Origin of the sequence: Sporosarcina sp. P26b, assembly GCF_002743245.1 — a bacterium.
Taxonomy (GTDB): Bacteria; Bacillota; Bacilli; order Bacillales_A; family Planococcaceae; genus Sporosarcina; species Sporosarcina ureae_C.
In genome coordinates this window covers 1-19,752 of sequence record NZ_PDYW01000007.1, presented here as the reverse complement: position 1 = coordinate 19,752, position 19,752 = coordinate 1, and the positions used below count along the sequence as shown (strand labels likewise).

The 19,752-nt window shown below is 41.9% G+C and carries 23 protein-coding genes; all 23 read right to left on the bottom strand.

Features of this window, described 5'->3' with window-relative positions; translation table 11 throughout:
• Positions 1 to 29: 29 nt before the first annotated feature.
• The 23 genes from CSV69_RS08735 to spoIVA all read right to left on the bottom strand — a co-directional run bounded on the left by CSV69_RS08735 (position 30) and on the right by spoIVA (position 19,463).
• On the bottom strand, positions 30 to 704 hold the full coding sequence (locus CSV69_RS08735) for a zinc metallopeptidase (RefSeq protein ID WP_099693200.1): 675 nt from the start codon (positions 702 to 704) through the stop codon (positions 30 to 32).
• Between the two features lie 66 nt (positions 705 to 770).
• Complete coding sequence (gene lhaT / locus CSV69_RS08730; protein WP_233192356.1) at positions 771 to 1,394, bottom strand: lipoprotein heptaprenylglyceryl N-acetyltransferase LhaT; 624 nt, start codon at positions 1,392 to 1,394, stop codon at positions 771 to 773.
• 80 nt (positions 1,395 to 1,474) lie between these two features.
• On the bottom strand, positions 1,475 to 2,242 hold the full coding sequence (locus CSV69_RS08725) for a menaquinol-cytochrome c reductase cytochrome b/c subunit (RefSeq protein WP_099693199.1): 768 nt from the start codon (positions 2,240 to 2,242) through the stop codon (positions 1,475 to 1,477).
• Between the two features lie 51 nt (positions 2,243 to 2,293).
• Positions 2,294 to 2,968 (bottom strand): menaquinol-cytochrome c reductase cytochrome b subunit, encoded by a 675-nt coding sequence (gene qcrB / locus CSV69_RS08720; protein WP_081244540.1) that lies wholly within the window; start codon positions 2,966 to 2,968, stop codon positions 2,294 to 2,296.
• Between the two features lie 22 nt (positions 2,969 to 2,990).
• Positions 2,991 to 3,494 carry a QcrA and Rieske domain-containing protein gene (locus CSV69_RS08715; protein ID WP_085428816.1) on the bottom strand — a complete coding sequence of 168 codons (504 nt, stop codon included), beginning with the start codon at positions 3,492 to 3,494 and terminating at the stop codon, positions 2,991 to 2,993.
• Between the two features lie 445 nt (positions 3,495 to 3,939).
• Complete coding sequence (locus CSV69_RS08710; protein WP_099624579.1) at positions 3,940 to 4,395, bottom strand: DUF2487 family protein; 456 nt, start codon at positions 4,393 to 4,395, stop codon at positions 3,940 to 3,942.
• 79 nt (positions 4,396 to 4,474) lie between these two features.
• Complete coding sequence (locus CSV69_RS08705) at positions 4,475 to 5,035, bottom strand: ReoY family proteolytic degradation factor (protein WP_085428814.1); 561 nt, start codon at positions 5,033 to 5,035, stop codon at positions 4,475 to 4,477.
• Position 5,036: 1 nt separating this feature from the next.
• Positions 5,037 to 6,299 (bottom strand): tetratricopeptide repeat protein, encoded by a 1,263-nt coding sequence (locus CSV69_RS08700; protein ID WP_099693198.1) that lies wholly within the window; start codon positions 6,297 to 6,299, stop codon positions 5,037 to 5,039.
• A gap of 27 nt (positions 6,300 to 6,326) precedes the next feature.
• A complete protein-coding gene (gene aroA, locus CSV69_RS08695) occupies positions 6,327 to 7,622 on the bottom strand; it encodes a 3-phosphoshikimate 1-carboxyvinyltransferase (protein ID WP_099693197.1) in 1,296 nt (431 codons plus the stop codon).
• Positions 7,623 to 7,637: 15 nt separating this feature from the next.
• A complete protein-coding gene (locus CSV69_RS08690) occupies positions 7,638 to 8,750 on the bottom strand; it encodes a prephenate dehydrogenase (protein ID WP_099693196.1) in 1,113 nt (370 codons plus the stop codon).
• Between the two features lie 15 nt (positions 8,751 to 8,765).
• Positions 8,766 to 9,854 carry a histidinol-phosphate transaminase gene (gene hisC, locus CSV69_RS08685; RefSeq protein WP_099693195.1) on the bottom strand — a complete coding sequence of 363 codons (1,089 nt, stop codon included), beginning with the start codon at positions 9,852 to 9,854 and terminating at the stop codon, positions 8,766 to 8,768.
• A gap of 29 nt (positions 9,855 to 9,883) precedes the next feature.
• Entirely contained in the window at positions 9,884 to 10,249 is a 366-nt protein-coding gene (gene aroH / locus CSV69_RS08680; protein ID WP_099693194.1) for a chorismate mutase, read from the bottom strand.
• A complete protein-coding gene (aroB, locus tag CSV69_RS08675; RefSeq protein ID WP_099693193.1) occupies positions 10,246 to 11,352 on the bottom strand; it encodes a 3-dehydroquinate synthase in 1,107 nt (368 codons plus the stop codon). The genes aroH and aroB overlap by 4 nt, the downstream gene beginning before the upstream one ends.
• 1 nt (position 11,353) lies before the next feature.
• On the bottom strand, positions 11,354 to 12,535 hold the full coding sequence (gene aroC, locus CSV69_RS08670) for a chorismate synthase (RefSeq protein ID WP_085428807.1): 1,182 nt from the start codon (positions 12,533 to 12,535) through the stop codon (positions 11,354 to 11,356).
• A gap of 26 nt (positions 12,536 to 12,561) precedes the next feature.
• Positions 12,562 to 13,332: a CheR family methyltransferase gene (locus CSV69_RS08665; protein ID WP_099693192.1), complete on the bottom strand. Its 771-nt coding sequence runs from the start codon at positions 13,330 to 13,332 to the stop codon at positions 12,562 to 12,564.
• 114 nt (positions 13,333 to 13,446) lie between these two features.
• A complete protein-coding gene (ndk, locus tag CSV69_RS08660; protein ID WP_085428805.1) occupies positions 13,447 to 13,893 on the bottom strand; it encodes a nucleoside-diphosphate kinase in 447 nt (148 codons plus the stop codon).
• Positions 13,894 to 13,983: 90 nt separating this feature from the next.
• A complete protein-coding gene (locus CSV69_RS08655) occupies positions 13,984 to 14,958 on the bottom strand; it encodes a polyprenyl synthetase family protein (RefSeq protein ID WP_085429114.1) in 975 nt (324 codons plus the stop codon).
• Positions 14,959 to 14,984: 26 nt separating this feature from the next.
• Positions 14,985 to 15,680: a demethylmenaquinone methyltransferase gene (locus CSV69_RS08650; protein WP_085428804.1), complete on the bottom strand. Its 696-nt coding sequence runs from the start codon at positions 15,678 to 15,680 to the stop codon at positions 14,985 to 14,987.
• Positions 15,681 to 15,698: 18 nt separating this feature from the next.
• Positions 15,699 to 16,430 (bottom strand): heptaprenyl diphosphate synthase component 1, encoded by a 732-nt coding sequence (locus CSV69_RS08645; protein ID WP_085428803.1) that lies wholly within the window; start codon positions 16,428 to 16,430, stop codon positions 15,699 to 15,701.
• A 30-nt stretch (positions 16,431 to 16,460) separates the two neighbouring features.
• Positions 16,461 to 16,682: a trp RNA-binding attenuation protein MtrB gene (mtrB, locus tag CSV69_RS08640; RefSeq protein WP_085428802.1), complete on the bottom strand. Its 222-nt coding sequence runs from the start codon at positions 16,680 to 16,682 to the stop codon at positions 16,461 to 16,463.
• 65 nt (positions 16,683 to 16,747) lie between these two features.
• On the bottom strand, positions 16,748 to 17,317 hold the full coding sequence (gene folE, locus CSV69_RS08635) for a GTP cyclohydrolase I FolE (protein ID WP_085428801.1): 570 nt from the start codon (positions 17,315 to 17,317) through the stop codon (positions 16,748 to 16,750).
• A 178-nt stretch (positions 17,318 to 17,495) separates the two neighbouring features.
• Positions 17,496 to 17,768, bottom strand: coding sequence for an HU family DNA-binding protein (locus tag CSV69_RS08630; protein ID WP_037561579.1), 273 nt, complete (start codon positions 17,766 to 17,768; stop codon positions 17,496 to 17,498).
• A 216-nt stretch (positions 17,769 to 17,984) separates the two neighbouring features.
• Positions 17,985 to 19,463: a stage IV sporulation protein A gene (spoIVA, locus tag CSV69_RS08625; protein ID WP_085428800.1), complete on the bottom strand. Its 1,479-nt coding sequence runs from the start codon at positions 19,461 to 19,463 to the stop codon at positions 17,985 to 17,987.
• Positions 19,464 to 19,752 lie beyond the last annotated feature (289 nt).

Genomic DNA, 19,752 nt, shown 5'->3' with positions numbered 1-19,752 from the left:
CTATATCAGCAGAAGGATTTTTCTGTTTATTAGTCGCGGCTAGTAAAGATTAGTACTAAACGTACTAATTCTAGAACAGCTACTGCAGTTGCGGCAACATATGTCATCGCTGCTGCGCTTAATACCTTTTTCGCTTGTGGCTCTTCGTCGTTGCGGATAATTCCAAGTTGAACGATCTGGTCCATCGCACGTGAAGATGCATTAAACTCTACAGGCAATGTAACAATTTGGAACAATACGCCGACTGCCATCAACACAATTCCGATCCCTAGCAAAGAATTCATGCTTGAGAAGATAATTCCGATCATGATAAATACCCATGATGCATTAGACGTCAGACTTGCAACAGGCGCTAATCTGTGACGGAAACGCAAGAATGAGTAGGCCTCTTTGTCTTGAATAGCGTGACCAACTTCATGCGCTGCCACTGCTGTGCCAGCAACAGATGCTTCATGATAATTACTTGTGGACAATGCCACAATCTTTGTCAATGGATTGTAATGGTCAGTTAAGAATCCTTGGCTTTCTACTACTTTCACATCATGTAAACCATTTTGATCCAATATAAGCCTTGCTACTTGAGCACCGGTCATTCCGGAAGTAGAACGGATCTTCGAATACTTTTTATATGTGCTTTTCACTTTAAATTGCGCGTAAATCGGTAGCAATAAAATGATGGCAAAGTAAATCAAGAACACGTCGATCTCTCCCCTTTCTCTTTCTCTCTATCCTACATTTTATAATGTTTGCTTGGTTACTGCAACTATTAGCTACGCTTTCAAAACCCGTGCTTTCAATCTTGATCTATAATCCCATATTGCAATTACAATACAAGCGATCGATAACCAAAATGTGAAATAACCGATTTGCGGACTGAATTGCGTCAAGTCACGGTAAATGGGCATTTGCCCAAACACATAATCAATTACATCGTTATGAAGTGTCCAAATTGCGGCAATGGCAATATGCCACCCAGTGAATCTATATTTCGGTATATACAGAATGCCTTGCAATGCCATTGCGAAGTGAGAACCAATCAGCATCCAACCAACCCAGCCGATCGAACCCGTTACGACAAGTGTCAGCAAGTTCATAGCCACTGCCCATAATCCATATTTGATCAGCGTAATGAGTGCGAGAGCTTCCATTAGTTTGAAGTTTCGATTGAGTAGCCAGCCGATGATAGCGAAACAAAAGAATAATGTAGCGGTCGGACTATCCGGTACGAAAATCCAAAACTTTGGCTCGGTAATTTCCAGCTGCCACATATACCAATCATATCCGTACACAGACCCTAATATATTAATGAAAAGAAGAATCCATAAGAAGGATTTATGTGAAAGAATCATCCAGATTTGTGCCCATAACATTCGCAAAAACATCACCACTTCCATTGGAATATACTACTTCTATGTATAATTTGGTTACGTATAAATAGATAGAAAAAAAGAGCCAGTTTCCTGACTCTTTTTTCTTACTTCGTTTCTAGCTCAGATATAAATTCAGCAAGTACTTGAAGATCTTCATCTGAACCTTCCCATGTACCAGGAGGCATTGAACCTCGGCCATCATGAGCGATTTCGATGATTTCTTCAGGTGTCATACCTGTGTTAGTTAACGGCAAGCCCAATCCACCTTGGAAAGAGTCACCGTGACAGCCAATACAGGAAGAGCCCTGATAAATCTCATACCCTTCTGCTGTTTCATCATATTCTACTTCATCAACGATTGCACCTTGAACTTTTGCTGCTTCCCAGTCGTGGTTTTCAACTGATTCCCAAGTCAAGTAGAAGATCGCCAAGAATGAAAGAATCATGAATCCAGTTGGTAACGGACGCTTAAATGGACGTCTTTCCTTTGTAGTATCCATGAAAGGAACTAGCATTAAAGCCATAACAGCCAATCCTGGAACTACGATTGCGCCGATCACGTTATAAGGACCGGAAGCAAATTCATATTTCAATAACTGATACATGAAAAGGAAATACCAGTCTGGAACCGGTATATACATTGTATCCGTCGGGTCCGCTTGACGCTCAAGCGGTGACGGGTGTGCAAGTGTAACGATTAGATAGCCGATTAAGAAAACTGCTCCAACCATCCACTCTTTCAATAGAAAGTTTGGCCAGAATGCTTCGGTTTTACCCGGATATTCTGAGTAGTCTTTTGGTGTATTCGCCATCTTGCCTGAAGCCTTGATGCGCGAATCACCAACAAATTTCATCCCTTTTCCGCGGTGCATGTTATTCCCTCCTTCTTAAATTTCAGATGACCCTAACCAAAAAACTGGTTCTTATAGTGGTCCGGAAATACCTTGTCTTCTGATCATGATAAAGTGTGCTGCGAGCAACCCAAGCAAAGCAGCTGGTAGGAAAAATACATGAATCGCGAAGAATCTTGTTAACGTCTGTGCACCTAAAATCGTGGAATCACCCGCGAGAAGAATTTTAATCTGTTCTCCGATGAAAGGTACTGACGCGGCAATCTCAATCCCAACTTTTGTTGCAAATAAAGCTTTCATATCCCAAGGCAATAGATAGCCTGTGAAGCCAAGACCTAGCATAACGACGAAGATTAACACTCCGACGATCCAGTTCAATTCACGAGGTTTCTTATAAGACCCTGTAAAGAATACACGCAAAGTATGTAGGAACATCATTACGATAACTAACGAAGCTCCCCAGTGGTGCATCCCTCGCACAAGTTCACCGAATGCAACATCATTTTGAAGGTAGAAAACTGATTTCCATGCGTTTTCAATATCCGGTGTGTAATACATTGTCAGGAACATACCAGACAAGATTTGGATAACCGTTACGAAAAACGTCAAACCTCCGAAACAATAGATGAATGCAGAAAAATGATGTGCAGGGTTTACGTGCTCAGGTACTTCGTGGTCAGCGATATCTCGCCAAATTGGTGTGATATCTAACCGTTCATCCACCCAATCATAAATTTTATTTAACACTGCGGTCGTACCCCCTTACCCTTTAGACTAATGTGTTCGGTATTACTCCACCAAGATAGACAAATCCGTCGATGACTTCTACTTCAAACTCATCAAGCGGTCCAAGTGGCGGTGTTCCTGGAATGTTATCACCATTTTTCTTGTAACGTCCAGCGTGACAAGGGCAGAAAAACTCGTTTTTATGCTCGTCGCCTTCCCAGTTTACAGTACACCCTAAGTGTTTACAGACTGGAGAAAGTGCTATGACTTTGTCGCCTTCTTTGTAGACCCAAGCCGTGTTAGATTCGTCAGAAGTATACCATGCATCTTGTCGATCTTTGATTGTATAGTCTACACGAACCGGTACTTCTGAAAGATCGGCTTCTTTTTGCGGTGTTGGAATCATGTCGGAACCGCCGGCACTAGCCAGAACGGGATCAATTGCGAAACGAATCATCGGCATCAGCATTGCAGAGGCCATGAACCCACCAGTTCCCATTAATGTATAACTTAGGAACGTGCGTCTTGACACTTTATTGCTCATCAGTAATTTCCCTCCTCTTACTCCAAAGTCAGTCCCACGGACATTCTTTTGCTAATTGTAATACTAGGACATATCTATGATATATCAATATGAAACTAAATTCAATAATGCTTTTAGTAGGTGCTTAAGTTTGTGGACAAATATTAAGATTTGGTGACAAACCGACATAGTTCTTTAAATAAGTACATAATAGTGCTTGCATCCTCTTGGTAGCGGTATTTCTGAATGATTACTTTGTGTTAATTAGCGTTGTCTTCGGACTTACTTTTAATACGTATACAGATTAAAGTTTAACATAGTTCAAATTCAATTTCCAAATCGATTACTGCTTCAGCTTGAATCGACCACAAGAAATACCTTCCACTTTTATCGCAACGATTAAAGGGTCGCCTCCAAAGCACAAATTCTCCCCAAACTCAGAAAGTATTCACCAATCGCAACCAGCTTCTCACTGCACGTTCCAACTCTCCATGAAGTGTGTCAGAACTTGCCGTAGCTGGTCTTCCATGATGGTCTGACGTAGATGGTTATCCATTGTCTCTAGTGGGATAGACGGCAGCCAGACAATCTTACCCTCCACCGTGACGCTTGTCCACTTCGGATCCGTCGTGAGATAGAAAACATGCGTAAAGGAAGACTTCTTTAAGTCCTCTGACAGCGTATCTGCCATTTGCTGCAAGTCTGTCGACTGTGTATAGGACACAGGCGGCATGAACATCATACGCCCCTTGAACTGCTTCTCGATGAACATGGAAAGATTCATCAAGAATTCAGAAGAGGAAGCGCTGTTTTTCATAGTTTCAGGTCGCGTATCTATGGCAATCAAAGGCACAACGATTGTATCGATATATTCTTTCTGATTTATGTAGGTATCTACATCTTTCGGAACCCAGTTCATTGTCATTCCTCCTTACATTACTTAGTAAAGTTTAGCGCATATGTTCCCTCAACGCAAACCAATGATTCCACCGCGAAGGGCGAAATCATTGGTGAATGTCTTTATCTTTTTTCATTTCATTCAGCATAGCCGTTAAGCTGATGAATAGCTCACGGTCGCCTTTGTCTAGCGCTTCGTCGATTTTCTTCAGCAACATTTCATTGGTCGTCAAGGTGAAGCTCTCTTCGAGAAGTTTTTCCGCTATTTGCTGGTCCTTCTTTTTCTTCAAGAGATCTTCAGGCAAATAAGGATTCTCTTCCGCCACACTCGCATACTCCGGACACTTATTGCTGTTTTTGAAATTCAGTTGGATGAACATATCTTCATCTGGATGCAGCCTAAGGTCGTGAAATGATTTTTCTGCGTCTGCCGTCATCAAACTCCCCTTGTAGAAACGGAAGGGAATACTATCCACTTCTGTTGTGGAAATGATCATAGCACGCGGACAGTGATGAGCTTCATCTGTGAAGTGAACATTCGTCAATAAATGTTCGTTGCTGAGAAGATAATTTAAAATCCATACACATTCCCGTCGCTTTAATCGATAGCGCTTTAAAAACCACCTTAAAAATTCTTTCTTGGCAGCTACAGGAACCATGGCATTCATCTTACCCCTCCTCTTCAGATTGCGCGATATATGCTGTCCATTCTTCTTCATGCGGTGCAATTCTAACTAGCTGCTGAATAATCGGCAATGCTTCTTCGCGTTTGCCTTCCTCTAGCAAGAATCGTGCATATTGATCTAAGAAAGCAGCATCTTCGTTCATCCCATCATATGCTTTCAAATACATTTCATTCGCTTTTTTATAATCTTCCTTACGCTCATAGGCATATGCAAGAAAAGCATCGAGTAAAGGAATCTCCAATTGATCAGCTTCTGCGTACAGTAGCAATTCAATTAATGCCTCGTTCTCTTCCTGATTTTCGTAGACTGCAGCAAGCGTTACGAGAGCATCGATATATTCCGGATCCAGTACGAGTGCTTCTTTCAAATGCTCTTCTGCTTGTTCAGGCATTTGCAGTTTTAAAGCAGATTTACCTGCAGCGAGTTGTAATTCTTTATCAAATTCATCACGCTCAATACCTTTTTGGAACAGTTCATAGGCTTTGTCATCTTCATTTTGCTGGGCATAACTTTGACCTGCTAGCATATAGGCCGAGAAATAATCTGGATCCATTTCAATTAATTGCTCGAGACGTGTTACGGCTTCCGAATAGCGTGCAGTTTGGTAGTAAGCCAATGCCAATCCGAATAATTCTTCAGGATTTGATGCATTCTCAAGTAATTCCTCATAGAAAGGTATGGCTTCTTCATACGCAGCACCTGCGCTGTAGGCTTCGGCAAGACGTGAAGACAGACGTACGCCCGCAACCTCATCAGATGACTCGTGAAGCTTTTGATAAATTCTCACCGATTCACTGTATCTTCCTGAGTCCAATAGAAGCTCCGCTTGCGCTAGCTGGATTACCGGTTCGTGAGGAGCCAGTTCTGCAGCTTCCCGTACTTTAGCTAATGCTGTTTCGGCAAGGCCAAGCATTTGATAATAATCTGCCTGCGCGAGCAATGCTTGAACATACTCTTCCTCGTCTGGTGAAATATCCGTTAGCAATAATAGCGCTTCATCCTCTTCACCCAGTTCAAGCAAAGCAGCAGCCCGATCTATTTTGAGCTGCGCTTCATCCGGGAACACTACTAGTAGTTCTGAGAATATCCCGTCTGCTTGTCCGACGAATCCATATTCGACTAACATATTCGCGACATCATATAGAGCATCATATTCATTCGCCGCTTGCAGTTTCTGTATTTTATCTTGTAGAGCATCTAAATCTCCGTCGAGTAAAATTTGCTCCAATTCCTGCAGTACATTCATTTCTTCACCTGAGCTTTCTATTCTACTTTATTGATTCACTAGCTCCGATAGATCTTCGAAAAAGTGTGGATAGGAAATAGCAATACAAGATGGATTATCGATTTGAACAGGACTAGACGTAATCAATCCTGCAACGGCTGCCATCATTCCAAGACGGTGGTCACCGTATGATTGCAGTGTAGCTCCCGTTAAAGGTGTCGGTCCTTGTATAATCATTCCATCCGGTGTGGTCTCGATATTCGCTCCGAGTTTCCGCAATTCTGTAGCAACTGCTTCAATACGGTCCGTCTCTTTAACACGAAGTTCTTCCGCGTCTTTGATCACGGTCTTTCCTTCCGCTTGTGTTGCTAACAATGCAAGTACGGGAAGTTCATCGATCAGTCTTGGAATCAATTCGCCACCAATTTCCGTCCCTCGCAGTTTAGAATGTCGGATACGCACAGTACCGTAGCGCTCACCTGTAAACCCTTGTTCATCCGATAGTTCGATCTCTACACCCATCGATTCCAGTACGTCTAGTATACCTGTCCGAGTAGGGTTCAATCCAACTTTTAGAAACGAAACATCACTATTTTCTACTACTGCTGTTGCTACCATGAAAAATGCTGCAGATGAAATATCCCCTGGCACTACAACATCAGTCCCTGTCAGTTGCTGTCCACCTTCTATACGAATCACTTTATCTTGTTGTTCAAGCTCCGCACCAAATTGGACTAGCATACGCTCTGTATGATCACGAGAGACAGCAATTTCAGTAACAGAAGTCGTGCCCTGTGCTTGAAGACCCGCCAGTAAAATGGCAGACTTCACTTGCGCACTGGCAACAGGCATTAAATAGTCGATGGCCTGCAACGTTTTTCCAGTGATAGTCAGAGGTAAATAATCCGCCTTCCCTTCACTCGTAATAGTAGCACCCATTTGTTCTAAAGGATCTGTTACGCGTTTCATTGGTCGCTTCGACAAATATTGGTCTCCACACATTTCAGAAGTAACCGAAGATCCTGATAAAATACCTAACATTAAACGGGCAGTCGTTCCCGAGTTGCCTGCATCCAATGGCTTAGCAGGTGTCTGCCAATTCGCGATGCCAGGACTTTCAACAGTGACATCTGTTCCGTTACGAGTAATCTTCACACCAAGCTGTTTGAACATTTCAATCGTACTCAGACAATCTTCACCATCCAAAAATCCACTGATAGTCGTTTTGCCTTTTGCAATTGACCCCAACATCACGGCACGGTGGGAAATAGATTTATCTCCAGGTACTTGCAAAGTGCCGCGAAGGACCGGTTTTTCAAATGAAACGGTTTGTTGTTCTGACATTGCGCTCTCCTCCTCTTAAAGTACGTGCATGGAATAATCCGTTTCTGACGTCAACACTTGACGAGCTCGCTTACGTTCAGAAGCTGATTGAAAGCTAATAACCAAAATACCGTACACATCTGTACGTGTTTCGACGATACGTATATTAGTCAAACTAATATTAGAATCTGCTAGAATTTTAGTGATTTCGGAAATGATACCAGGATGATCGGGTATGTCGATGTGTAAATCAAATGGCATATAAAGCGCCCCTTGAGTTGCACCTTGACTTGTGGAAGGCAATTGATCGCGGTACGTTTTTGCCTGTGCAAAGAAATCAAAAATATGCTCTGGATTATTCTCTTCTAGCATATCGCGGATCGAGTTCATCTCATGAAGCCAACCATCCACTTGTGACAATAATTCTTCTCTATTTTGAATGGTAATATCTCGCCACATGACAGGATCTGCCGAAGCGATACGTGTTAAATCTCTGAAACCACCTGCAGCCAATTTTTTTACGAATGGTTGACCTTCTTCTTGTGCAGCTAAACGACCGACTAAAGAAGATGCAACAATATGCGGAAAATGGCTAATAATTGCCGTCATGCGATCATGCTCTTCTGCTTGTAGTACAATCAATTTCGCTTTAGTTGAAGACAGCAAATTTTCTATATGCATGATTTGTTCTTCAGTTGTTGTTTCATTAGGGGTGAGAATATAATACGCATTCTCAAAGAGATGCTCCATCGCAGCAGATACACCGCTCTTATGAGAACCCGCCATCGGATGACCACCAATGAAGGTAATTCCTTTATTTTGCAATGCTTTAGCTGCATCCATAATAGGTTTTTTCGTACTGCCTGTATCACTGACAATAGCATGTTCTTTAAAGTCCCACTCTACTGCTTCTTCAAAAAGAGCCACTGTCGTGTTAACAGGCGTCGCAAAAACAACAAAGTCAGCCTGTTCACAGGCTGATTTTGCGGAAGGTGCAACCGTATCGATGATTCCTCTTCGAAATGCTTCATCAGCAGTAGCGTAAGAACGGTCAAAACCTATAATATGAACTTCTGGATTTCGCTTTAATGCTAGACCAAGGGATCCACCGATCAACCCGAGTCCGATAATACTTACAGTCGTTTTCATTGTCATCTATCCTTACTAGTTAGTTAATAATTGATCAAATGCTTTGAATAAACCTGTATTTTGCTCATGCGTTCCAATTGTCACGCGAACAAATCCTGGTGTGCCCAGCAGATTTCCGCTGCGGACAATATATCCGTTTTGTAATAACACTTCGCATGCTTCATCTGCATCTCCAGGTACAGCGATTAATACAAAATTAGTAGCCGAAGGATAGATTGCTAATGAATGCTGTTTTGCATACTCCTCATAACGTTTTCGTTCTTCCGCATTGTGGGTCACGCAATGTTGAAGAAATTCCTGATCTTCAAGCGCAACTTCCGCTACCGCGAGCGCCAATGAGCTGTTGTTGAAAGGATTTCGTACTTTATTGAGTTCTGATACTACATCCGCGTTCGTCACACCGTACCCAATGCGGAAACTTGCTAGTCCATATGCTTTAGAGAAAGTACGAAGAATAATTAAGTTATCGTAGTCATGAATCCACTTCATTGCGTCTTCCTGTGAAGAATCCGTAACAAATTCAAAGTACGCTTCATCGAGAACTATAAGAGCTGTCTTAGGCGCTTGATCCAAGAAATTTTTCACCGCTGTACTCGACAAAAGATTTCCTGTCGGGTTGTTTGGGTTACAAATCCAGATGACTGCTGTTTCTTCATCCGCAACTTTTAAAAAGCCTTCTAGATCGTGGTCGCCATTTTCAAGCATGGCCACTTCACGAATTTCAGCTCCCTCAATTTTTGCATTATGTGCATATTGAGGAAACGTTATGGAAGCCATCACTGTATTCGTACCCGGTTGCAGTAAGGCACGTGAAATGATAGTAACAATTTCATCTGAACCGTTTCCGAAAAGAATTTCATTCGATTCAACTTGATGGAATTCCGCTAGCTTTCCACGTAAACCTGCTGTGTATACATCTGGGTATATTTCAAATTGGGCTGCTTTTGAACGTAAATACTCTGCGACTTTCGGTGATGAACCATAAGGGTTTTCATTTGAAGCGAGCTTATTTACTTCTTGCAAGCCGTATGTATGTTTTACATCTTCTAGTGAACGGCCTGGGGTATAAGGTTTCATCGTACGTAAAATTGGTTTCCACTTCATGGGATGGCTCCTCCTTTACTTTCGTTGATTTATTTTTGTAGATCAGGTCGTAATTGAACTGCCTTATTTTGATAGATATGTTGTATTTCATTTTGTTTTTTTGATGTATTTACATTCATCATGACGCGTATACACATAGGCATAGAGCCTGGTACATCGATCTCATGTGTACACATAACTGGCACATACGTCCAGCCTTCAATCGAGCGGATTGCTTTTGCTGGGAATGCTGCTTTGACATCCACTGTCGTTGAAACAATGACCGAACCAATATCTTCGGGTTTAAATTGATTCACCTCTGCCATTTCGAGTACAAGAGATTCTGTCGCTTGTAACACTTCTTGCGCGTTATCAGTTTCCACAGTTGTGGCGCCTCTAATTCCTCTTACACTCATACGATTCCCTCGCTTTCCAATTTCTCTTTGAACTCTATAAATGCTTTCTGACACTCTTCGGCACTAATTTCCTTCACAAACGGTTCACCAATCTTTTGCAGTAGCACAAAATTCATCTTACCAAATGAAGCTTTTTTATCCTTTTGCATATAGGATAATAACTCTTCGAAACTATAAGAGAATACTGGTCCGAATGTATAACCGTTACGGTTAGCAAAGTGAAGATAACGATTAGTAAACCCTTCAGGAATATCACCATATTTTTCACTTAGCAAGAAAGCATATCCCATACCGATCATGACACATTCTCCATGACTGAGAGTGCCGAATCCTGATGCCGCTTCTACTGCATGACCAAATGTATGTCCGAAATTTAGAAACTTACGTGTAGAACCTTCAAACTCGTCTTGTCCTACAATATCGGCTTTCACTTGAATGCCTTGTAATAATTCTTTTTCAAGCCACTCGATGGATGGAGTAGAGAACTCCTTCTTTTCCAATAATTGCTCTGTCCAATGCGCATCCGAAATAAAGGCGTGTTTGACTAATTCCGCTAGTCCTGAACGCATTTCGGAAGCCGGCAACGTGTTAAATACATCCGTATCAAATAATACCGCTGAAGGCTGGTGGAATGAACCGACCATGTTCTTCCCTTCCGGCATATTGATGGCTGTCTTGCCACCGACTGCACTATCATGCGCAAGAACAGTTGTAGGGCATTGAATGAAGCGAATTCCACGCATAAACGTAGCTGCCACAAATCCTGTCAGATCTCCGCACGCTCCACCGCCGAAAGCGATGAGAAGTGAATTACGTGTAAAACCTTCAGTCAGTAAGAAAGACTGACACTCTACGTAAACTTCTGGCATTTTACACTTCTCGCCGCCAGGCACAATTTTCACCGATACCTCGCGACCGGAACGTAGTAGAGCTTCTTGTAATAAAGGAAGATGTAACTCCGCAACATGCGCATCGGCAATGATACCAATTTTATCTGTCGAACTAAGTAACTCTGCATATTCAGTCGAAAATAAATCATATGTTTTCGAACCTATATAGACGTCGTATCGATGATCGCGGACGGAAACCGTTAACTTATCCATCTTAAAACTCCTTTACATATTGTCTATATTGTTCAATATCCTTCTGTAGACCGTCCATTGTATCCGAACGGAATTCCTCCATGATAGCTTTTGCCATTTCAGTTGCGATGACATGCTCAGCTACAACGGATGCGGCAGGAACCGCACAAGGATCAGATCGCTCAATTGTCGCAACGAAGGCTTCTTTCGTATCAATATCTACGCTTTCGAGTGGCTTATAAAGCGTCGGAATTGGTTTCATTACACCGCGAACTACGATTGGCATACCTGTCGTCATTCCACCTTCAAGTCCACCTAAACGATTGGATTTACGGTAATAGCCTTGATCTGCATTCCATGCGATCTCATCATGCACTTCACTGCCTGGCATTTTCGCCATATCAAATCCAAGACCTACTTCCACACCTTTAAATGCGTTGATGCTCATCATAGCTCCAGCAAGTTTGCCGTCCATTTTACGATCAAACTGTACATAACTACCGATTCCTGGAGGGCATCCTTCGATGATCACTTCCACTACGCCGCCCAGTGTATCGCCGCGTTTTTTAATCGCATCTATCGCTTCCGTCATTTTGGCTGACGCATCTTGATCCGCACAGTATACTGCATCTTCTTCTACGATGGCACGAAGTTCTTCTATGGATAAATCTGCATAAGCAGCAGGATTTGTTTGAACGCCACCAATTTCTGTTACATGCGCTACAGTTTCGATACCGAGCTGACGCAAGAATTGCTTCGCAACTGCTCCGATCGCTACACGCATCGTTGTCTCACGTGCCGACGAACGTTCAAGGACATTTCGCAAATCACGGTGACCATATTTCATGCCACCTACAAGATCTGCGTGCCCAGGACGTGGACGAGTGATCTGACGCTTCACATCTTCAGGATTCATATCTTCGGGAAGTGGTTCTACGCCCATAATACCAGTCCAATGCTTCCAATCATCGTTGACAACCGTCAGCGTGACCGGTGAGCCTATTGTTTTACCATGGCGTACACCAGAAGAGATTTCCACAAGGTCCTTCTCTATTTGCATTCTACGACCTCTACCGTGTCCACCTTGTCTTCTCTTTAATTCTTTATTGATCATTTCAGCCGTTAGTTCCATCTGTGCAGGTAATCCTTCAATGATGGCTGTAAGTTTTGGGCCGTGTGATTCTCCAGCTGTTATAAAGCGCATATTCGATTCCTCCGTAACGTGGATTATTATTTTTTTCTATAAAAGAATGTATCTACTGATTCAAAATTGTATTTTTCAGGATTGAAGATCTGTTCTGTACTTCCGACGAACAGAATCCCCCCTGGCTTTAATGCTTTGGAGAAGTTGGAATAGATTTGGTCTTTCGCCTCTTCCGTGAAATAGATCATCACATTACGGCATACGATCAAGTCATAGTTTGTATCATAGCGATCTTCAAGCAAGTTTTGTTGTTTGAACGTAACTGTTTTCTTAATATCATCTACAACTTGATAAGATGCGCCTTCTTTTATGAAATATTTATCAATGATTGGCTTGGGGACTTCTTTTAATGCACGTTCATTGTATAGGCCAACTTTCGCACGATTCAACACGCCCATATCAAGATCCGTCGCGTGGATGGAGATATCACGCAATGGAACATGTGAGGACAGAACCATCGCAAGTGAATAAGGCTCTTCTCCCGTAGAACAAGCGGCACTCCAAATTTTCAAGCGCTTATTTTTCTCTAATAATTGCGGGAAAATCTTCTTCTCTAAGACATTCCAACGAACGGCATTGCGGTAAAATTCTGACACATTAATCGTCATTCGGTCAAGGAATTCTTCCAATAAGTCTTTGTCTGTTTGAATAGCTTGAGAGTAATCTTTAAAATTACGGAATCCTTTTTTTTCATACAAAGAAGTGAGTCTTCTCTTCATTTGAGCTTCTTTATATAAAGATAAATCGATCCCGGTCTTCTTCTTTACGCCTTGAATTAATATCGAATAATCAGACATCTCATGACCCCCTGTTGCCTTTTCTTTCTATGTACGTTCTCATTATAGCGGAAAAAGTATATCGTATGTATAAGAAAAACAGCCACGCGAAATTCGCTCGGCTGTTTTTGGCAATTAGTTAATCCAGTTGTTCACTGTTTTGTCATAAGTCACAAGCTCTTCTTCTTTAAAGAACAAGTTGATCTCGCGGCTTGCTGACTCAGTTGAGTCTGAACCATGAATGATATTCTTGCCTACTGTTACAGCGAAATCTCCGCGGATCGTTCCTGGAGCTGATTCTTTCGGATTTGTAGCACCCGTCATTAAGCGTGAAGTAGAGATTACGTTCTCGCCTTCCCATACCATTGCGAAAACTGGTCCAGAAGTGATGAATTCTACAAGCTCTCCGAAGAATGGACGTTCTTTGTGCTCTCCGTAATGCTGTTCAGCAAGTTCTTGAGAAATGTTCATTAATTTCCCGCCAACTAATTGGAATCCTTTACTTTCGAAACGACCAACGATTTCACCAATTAGGTTACGTTGTACGCCGTCAGGCTTTACCATTAAAAATGTTCTTTCCATCTCTAAAACACTCCTTCAATCATGTATAGGGAATATCCCTTTTAAATCGTAACATTGACGCCTTTTTCTTTCAACTATTAACAAACATCGTCAATATTTTCGTTGTCCGATGAAATCAGCGATTTGAATCAATGCTTTCTTCGATTTGCTATTCGGTAGACTTTCCAATTCCTTCAACGCTTTGATCAAATACAAATCACTCACATGCTGTGCTTTGTCGATCGCACCACTTTGTCGAATATAACGAAGCATCGCTTGTCTATCTGACTCTTCCATCTCACCGGTAAACGCACGTTCCATAAAGGGTTTGAATTGTTCATCATCTTTTATGTATAAAACCGGCAAAGTAATATGACCATTCAATAAATCGCTTCCGGCTGGTTTTCCAAGCTCCGCATCTGTTGAAGTAATGTCCAGGATATCATCAATAATTTGAAATGCCATCCCTGTGAAATAGCCATAACGCTTCAATTTCCGAACAGTTTCTGCATCTGCATCCGAACTTAATGCGCCAAGTTCACAGCTTGAAGAAAGCAATAAAGCCGTCTTACGCTTAATACGCTTTAAATAATCACGTAATCCTTGATCGGTTTGTTGCTGGAAATCAATTTGAATGATTTCCCCTTTGCATATCTCAAGCATTGTCTCTGCCAAAATTTGATGGACAGAAGCTTTTTCAATATTGCCTATGGATGTCAGCGCACGTGAAAAGATGAAATCGCCTGCATACATCGCTACCCTGTTGTTCCACTTCGCTTTAACAGTTTCTAATCCGCGCCGCATATCAGAATCATCGATTACGTCATCATGGACAAGAGACGCCATGTGAATTAATTCTAGTGATACAGCGACCTTTGCAGCATTTTCCATCGAATAGTTTCCAGATTGTGCAGCCAAAATCACAAAAATCGGCCGAATCCTCTTTCCACCCGCTTTCAATAAATGCAAAGAAGCTTGACGAACAATGGGAGAAGAAGATTGCACGGAACGCTCAAGTTCTTTTTCAATATAGGACATGTCTTTGCGGAAATCCGTATAAAGCGACATCAACTTAATTTTTTCCAAACCCATTACCTTCTCCCGTGTACTCATTATTTGTAACCGATATGGCCCGCCGCCGCACCGCCACTGTAAGACTTATAAGAAACCTCTTGATATCCTGCATCGACAAAAAGTTGCGCCAACTCTTTCATGCCTGGGAAATCATTTGCAGATTCTTGTAGCCAAGAATATTCTTTATAGCTCTTCGCGAAGAGTTTACCGAATAACGGCATAATATATTTGAAATAGAAACGGAAACCTTGACGATAGACAGGTATTTTGGGTTGAGATGTTTCCAAACATACTGCCATACCACCCGGTTTTAAAACACGTCGCATTTCTTTTAATACAGTTAAGTAATCCGGAACGTTTCGTAGACCAAAACCTATAGTCACATAATCGAATGAATGATCCGGGAAAGGAAGAGACATGGCATTACCTTGAATCAATGTTAGATTCGGATAAGGTGCTACTTTATCTCTGCCGGAATCCAGCATGTTCGCACTGAAGTCCAATCCAACAATTTCGCCAGTAGGTCCAGCCGCCTCGGCTAATGCCACGGTCCAGTCTGCTGTACCACAACAAACGTCAAGTGCTTTCGCTCCAGGCTGTACATTCATGCGCACCATGATATCATTTCGCCACTTAATATGTTGATTGAAACTGATCACGGAATTCATTTTATCATAGTCTGTCGAAATTTTTTCAAAGACGTTATGAACTTTTTCTTCTTTTGAGACCGCCACAGTTCGTCCCTTCTTTCTTCACTTCAGTTTACTTTCTTGTTCGTTCGTCATTTTTTGCAACTCTTCCACTAATTCAGTATGTAAATAAAAACTGTTTTCTAATCTATCCTTCAGCTGTTGCTGCAATTGATCGATCCAGTCTTGCGTGTCACTCGTATTTGGCACTAAATGCGGAAATTTCATCCGATTTAAATCATGCTGTTTACTGTCAAGCAACCATAGGAATGGAACAAGCGTCTCGATGATGTGTGTGTACCGCGTAAAGCCAAATGTGTCGAAGAATTCTACAATACACGCGCTTTCCACTTCAGTAATCAACTGTAATCGCTCTTCGAGTGTTGTTGGCGGAGTTTGTAACAATGTCGTCTTGCATTCATTGACTCTACCGATTGCTGCAGACAAGGAACGAATGAGATGGAAATTCGGAATCGATGCCAATAGCTTGTAATGGATACCACTGAAGTGATCACCGGCGAGAACCATCAATTGCTGTTCTTTGGATGATGCATCTGCGATATCAATTTGGTCATGAACGTCAAATGCCGTATGGATGGCACCAATCGCCAAAGCTGCGGTCTGCATCTCGTCCGTCCACTGCTCTCCGTTGAGCAAAGGCAATAGGAGCAACGCTGCTTTTCGCCTGTCAATCGATGCACGCCCTGCATCTCGTTCGACCACTGGCTGGTAAATAGCGCGTCGCAAATCATATATATAATTGTCGACTTGGTCAGTGAATCCTTTTGTCTCCATCAGTAAGCTCCATTCCCGTAAACTATACGGTCATTCTTTTTCTTCGCTTGAAACTACGCCATGAGCTGTATGAATTTCAGCTTCTCCCCGAATCTTTATAGCGGATGTATGCTCGGTAAACTGCGCGATCATGACTTCTCCTCTATCTAATTTTTCGGTATGGTGAAACTTTGTGTCATTGCCTCTAGTGAGTCCAATGACATTCACTCCATCTTTTTTCGCTTTAATAATTAGATAATCCGGTTGTGTCATGTTCGCATCTCCAGTCTATATATAATTCTAATGATAGCATATACAGCAAGTGCTCGGCAAAGACCTTAGTTTGTTCTAATAAGAGATAAAATTTCAGCCCGTTTGACGTCATCGTGTTCATAGATTCCTCTAGCGACTGTCGTGATAGTTTTCGCTCCAGGCTTCTTGATTCCTCTCATTGTCATGCACATATGTTCCGCTTCAATAATGATATAGACACCATGCGGATTCAGTTTTTCCATCATAGCATCTGCCACGCTCGATGTAATGCGTTCTTGCAATTGCGGACGACGTGCTGCCGTTTCAACCGCTCTAGCTAATTTACTTAAGCCAGCGACCACTCCATTACGTGGAATATATGCTACATGGGCTACACCGAAAAATGGCACTAAGTGATGCTCGCACATAGAATAAAATGGTATATCTTTCACTAATACGACTTCATCATGATTTTCATGAAATACCGTATCAAAATAATCTCTTGGATCTTTATTTAGACCTTCAAAAACTTCTTGGTACATTTTCGCTACACGTTTCGGCGTTTCAACTAATCCTTCACGAGCCGGATCTTCACCGATCGCTTCCAAGATCATCGTAACTGCCTGCTCTAATTTATTTACATCTTGCTCTTTCATAACAGCATGTCCTCCTTGTAGGAACAAAACCTATTTCACCAAAATACTAGCACATTCCAATCATTCCGTATAGTGACTTGTACTTCCTTATGTATTCCATTAAAAAAATGGAAAGGAGTCCATCCATAGCCATCTGATTGACAGATTTGCTGGACGGACTCCTATGTAAAATCTCGAATTATTTTACTGCGTCTTTTAGTGCTTTACCTGCTTTGAAAGCTGGAACTTTACTTGCAGCGATTTCGATTTCTTCACCTGATTGTGGGTTACGTCCTTTACGTGCAGCACGTTCGCGCACTTCAAAGTTTCCGAAACCAATCAATTGAACTTTATCACCGTTAGCAAGAGTTGATTGAATTGTATCGAATACAGCTTCAACAGCTTTAGTTGCGTCTTTTTTTGTTAGACCTGCCGCTTCTGCTACAGAGTTAATTAATTCTGTTTTATTCACACCGTTCACCTCCTCTCAAAGGGGATGCTATTGCTGTTAACACTGTAAAAAGAGTAACATAAGAAAAACTGAGGTGCAACAATATTATCGCGCTTTTCCTTTATTCTCGGCATTTCAAGCGATTTTCATGGAAAAGCATAGAAAAAAGACCCGTTTTTGACGGATCTTTCTTCACTTCACACTATACTATTTATGCTTTTTTTCAGCTATTTTAGCTTAAACAATAAAAGTAATCATACCTTTATTTCCATCATTAACCATTTGTTCAATTGTTTCACGCAATCTTTTTCTCGCTCGATCTGGAACCGCCGCAGTCTTATATCGGATACTTTCTTTCATAACTTCATGAAGTGGTGTACCGAATAACTGCGTTTCCCACAGCGCTTCTCGATCATGTAAAAAGGCATTTTTCAATTCTTTTAACAAGTGATGACTGTGGAATTCAGAACCGATCAATGGAGCAAATTCTGCTTCCATATCGATTCGAATAATATGAAGCGACGGTGCTTTTGCTTTCATCTTTACACCATAAAACGTATCTTGTTTAATTAATTCAGGAGCAGTCGGCTGGAAATCTTCGATCGATGGCAACGCAACACCATACCCCGACTTTTTCGCTGTATCGATCGCTTCAGCATACATATCATAAGATTTTTTCGCTTTCACGGCTTCTTGAATAAATACGAGCCAATCTTTCTTAGAACGCATTTCTGTCCCCATAAATTCTTCACAGACATTAACGAAGGCTTGCTCATCCATATCAATCTTCACGATCGCTCGGCCTTTACCCGCATCCACTTCTATTACTTCTGCTTGCCTAATAAACTCCTCTTCTTGCAATAACTCTGCAATCTCCTGGACTTTACGAATCTTCGAGACGCCGAGGAACCCGTCTGTGATCAACTGATCGATACGTGAATTCAGTTTATGACTATCTCCTAGCTCTTCCATCCAATCCGGGCGTTGTAGTTCGATATCCGTAATCGGGAATTCATACAACGCCTCTTTAAGAATTAACTGGATCTCTGCTGCATTGAGCTGATCCGCACTGATTGCAATGACTGGAACTCCATACTTTTCATGCAATTGATGTTTTAGTTCCAATGCTTTTTCATGAGCAGGCATTTTAGAGTTCAACACAATGACAAATGGTTTACCGATCTCTTGTAGTTTTGCAACAATTTCTTTCTCCGCCACTTCAGCAGCAGCCCGTGAAATATTATTCACCGTACCGTCTGTTGTCAGCAAGATACCAATTGTTGAATGATCACGAATGACCTTGTCCGTTCCGATCCGTGCTGCTTCTTGGAACGGGATGGGTTCGTTATGCCAAGGTGTATGGACATATTTCGGTCCGTCCTCGTCTTCATATCCTTTCACGCCATCAATGACGTAACCTACACAGTCTGCTAGGCGAATTTGGAATTCTAGTTCGCCATCCCCGATTGAAACGCTTGTTCCTTGGGCAGGTACGAATTTAGGTTCTGCAGTCATAATTACGGGACCTGGTGAACTTTGGGGAAGTTCGTCTTGTGCTCGTATTCGATCATTGGCATCCGTCATGTTAGGAATTACGACTTCCTCCATGACTCGTTTGACAAAAGTGGATTTCCCTACTCGAACAGGGCCTACCACACCTATATAAATGTCGCCGTCTGTTCTTCTAGCTAAGTTTTCGTATAGTTCTTCTTTCATCATTAGCCCTCCTTTTTCTCCGCATTGTAGCTTATGAAATAGAAAACCGTTTCATGCACGATTGCATGAAACGGTTTTTAGGTAATGGTGCTAATTTAGTTAATAAACTTTGTAACGGTTCGGGATTGGTACTCCAGATGGGAACGCTTTCCGGAGGGCGTGGCTTGAGCCCATAGCTGTCAACTTAAGAATTGATAGTAAATTTATAACCCGCATCCCATGCACTATCCATGGTTTACTAGCTTGATTAAAAGGGTAAGATCTTTGTAAGCACGCTAAATAAACGACG

What these genes read in the sequence shown, in the direction of transcription:
- lhaT (WP_233192356.1), bottom strand. Translation starts at nt 1,394, where the DNA reads ATGGAAGTGGTGATGTTTTTGCGAATGTTATGGGCACAAATCTGGATG.
- CSV69_RS08725 (WP_099693199.1), bottom strand. Translation starts at nt 2,242, where the DNA reads ATGCACCGCGGAAAAGGGATGAAATTTGTTGGTGATTCGCGCATCAAG.
- CSV69_RS08710 (WP_099624579.1), bottom strand. Translation starts at nt 4,395, where the DNA reads ATGACAATGAACTGGGTTCCGAAAGATGTAGATACCTACATAAATCAG.
- CSV69_RS08705 (WP_085428814.1), bottom strand. Translation starts at nt 5,035, where the DNA reads ATGAATGCCATGGTTCCTGTAGCTGCCAAGAAAGAATTTTTAAGGTGG.
- CSV69_RS08700 (WP_099693198.1), bottom strand. Translation starts at nt 6,299, where the DNA reads ATGAATGTACTGCAGGAATTGGAGCAAATTTTACTCGACGGAGATTTA.
- aroA (WP_099693197.1), bottom strand. Translation starts at nt 7,622, where the DNA reads ATGTCAGAACAACAAACCGTTTCATTTGAAAAACCGGTCCTTCGCGGC.
- CSV69_RS08690 (WP_099693196.1), bottom strand. Translation starts at nt 8,750, where the DNA reads ATGAAAACGACTGTAAGTATTATCGGACTCGGGTTGATCGGTGGATCC.
- hisC (WP_099693195.1), bottom strand. Translation starts at nt 9,854, where the DNA reads ATGAAGTGGAAACCAATTTTACGTACGATGAAACCTTATACCCCAGGC.
- aroH (WP_099693194.1), bottom strand. Translation starts at nt 10,249, where the DNA reads ATGAGTGTAAGAGGAATTAGAGGCGCCACAACTGTGGAAACTGATAAC.
- aroB (WP_099693193.1), bottom strand. Translation starts at nt 11,352, where the DNA reads ATGGATAAGTTAACGGTTTCCGTCCGCGATCATCGATACGACGTCTAT.
- aroC (WP_085428807.1), bottom strand. Translation starts at nt 12,535, where the DNA reads ATGCGCTTTATAACAGCTGGAGAATCACACGGCCCAAAACTTACAGCC.
- CSV69_RS08665 (WP_099693192.1), bottom strand. Translation starts at nt 13,332, where the DNA reads ATGTCTGATTATTCGATATTAATTCAAGGCGTAAAGAAGAAGACCGGG.
- ndk (WP_085428805.1), bottom strand. Translation starts at nt 13,893, where the DNA reads ATGGAAAGAACATTTTTAATGGTAAAGCCTGACGGCGTACAACGTAAC.
- CSV69_RS08645 (WP_085428803.1), bottom strand. Translation starts at nt 16,430, where the DNA reads ATGGAGACAAAAGGATTCACTGACCAAGTCGACAATTATATATATGAT.
- mtrB (WP_085428802.1), bottom strand. Translation starts at nt 16,682, where the DNA reads ATGACACAACCGGATTATCTAATTATTAAAGCGAAAAAAGATGGAGTG.
- folE (WP_085428801.1), bottom strand. Translation starts at nt 17,317, where the DNA reads ATGAAAGAGCAAGATGTAAATAAATTAGAGCAGGCAGTTACGATGATC.
- spoIVA (WP_085428800.1), bottom strand. Translation starts at nt 19,463, where the DNA reads ATGAAAGAAGAACTATACGAAAACTTAGCTAGAAGAACAGACGGCGAC.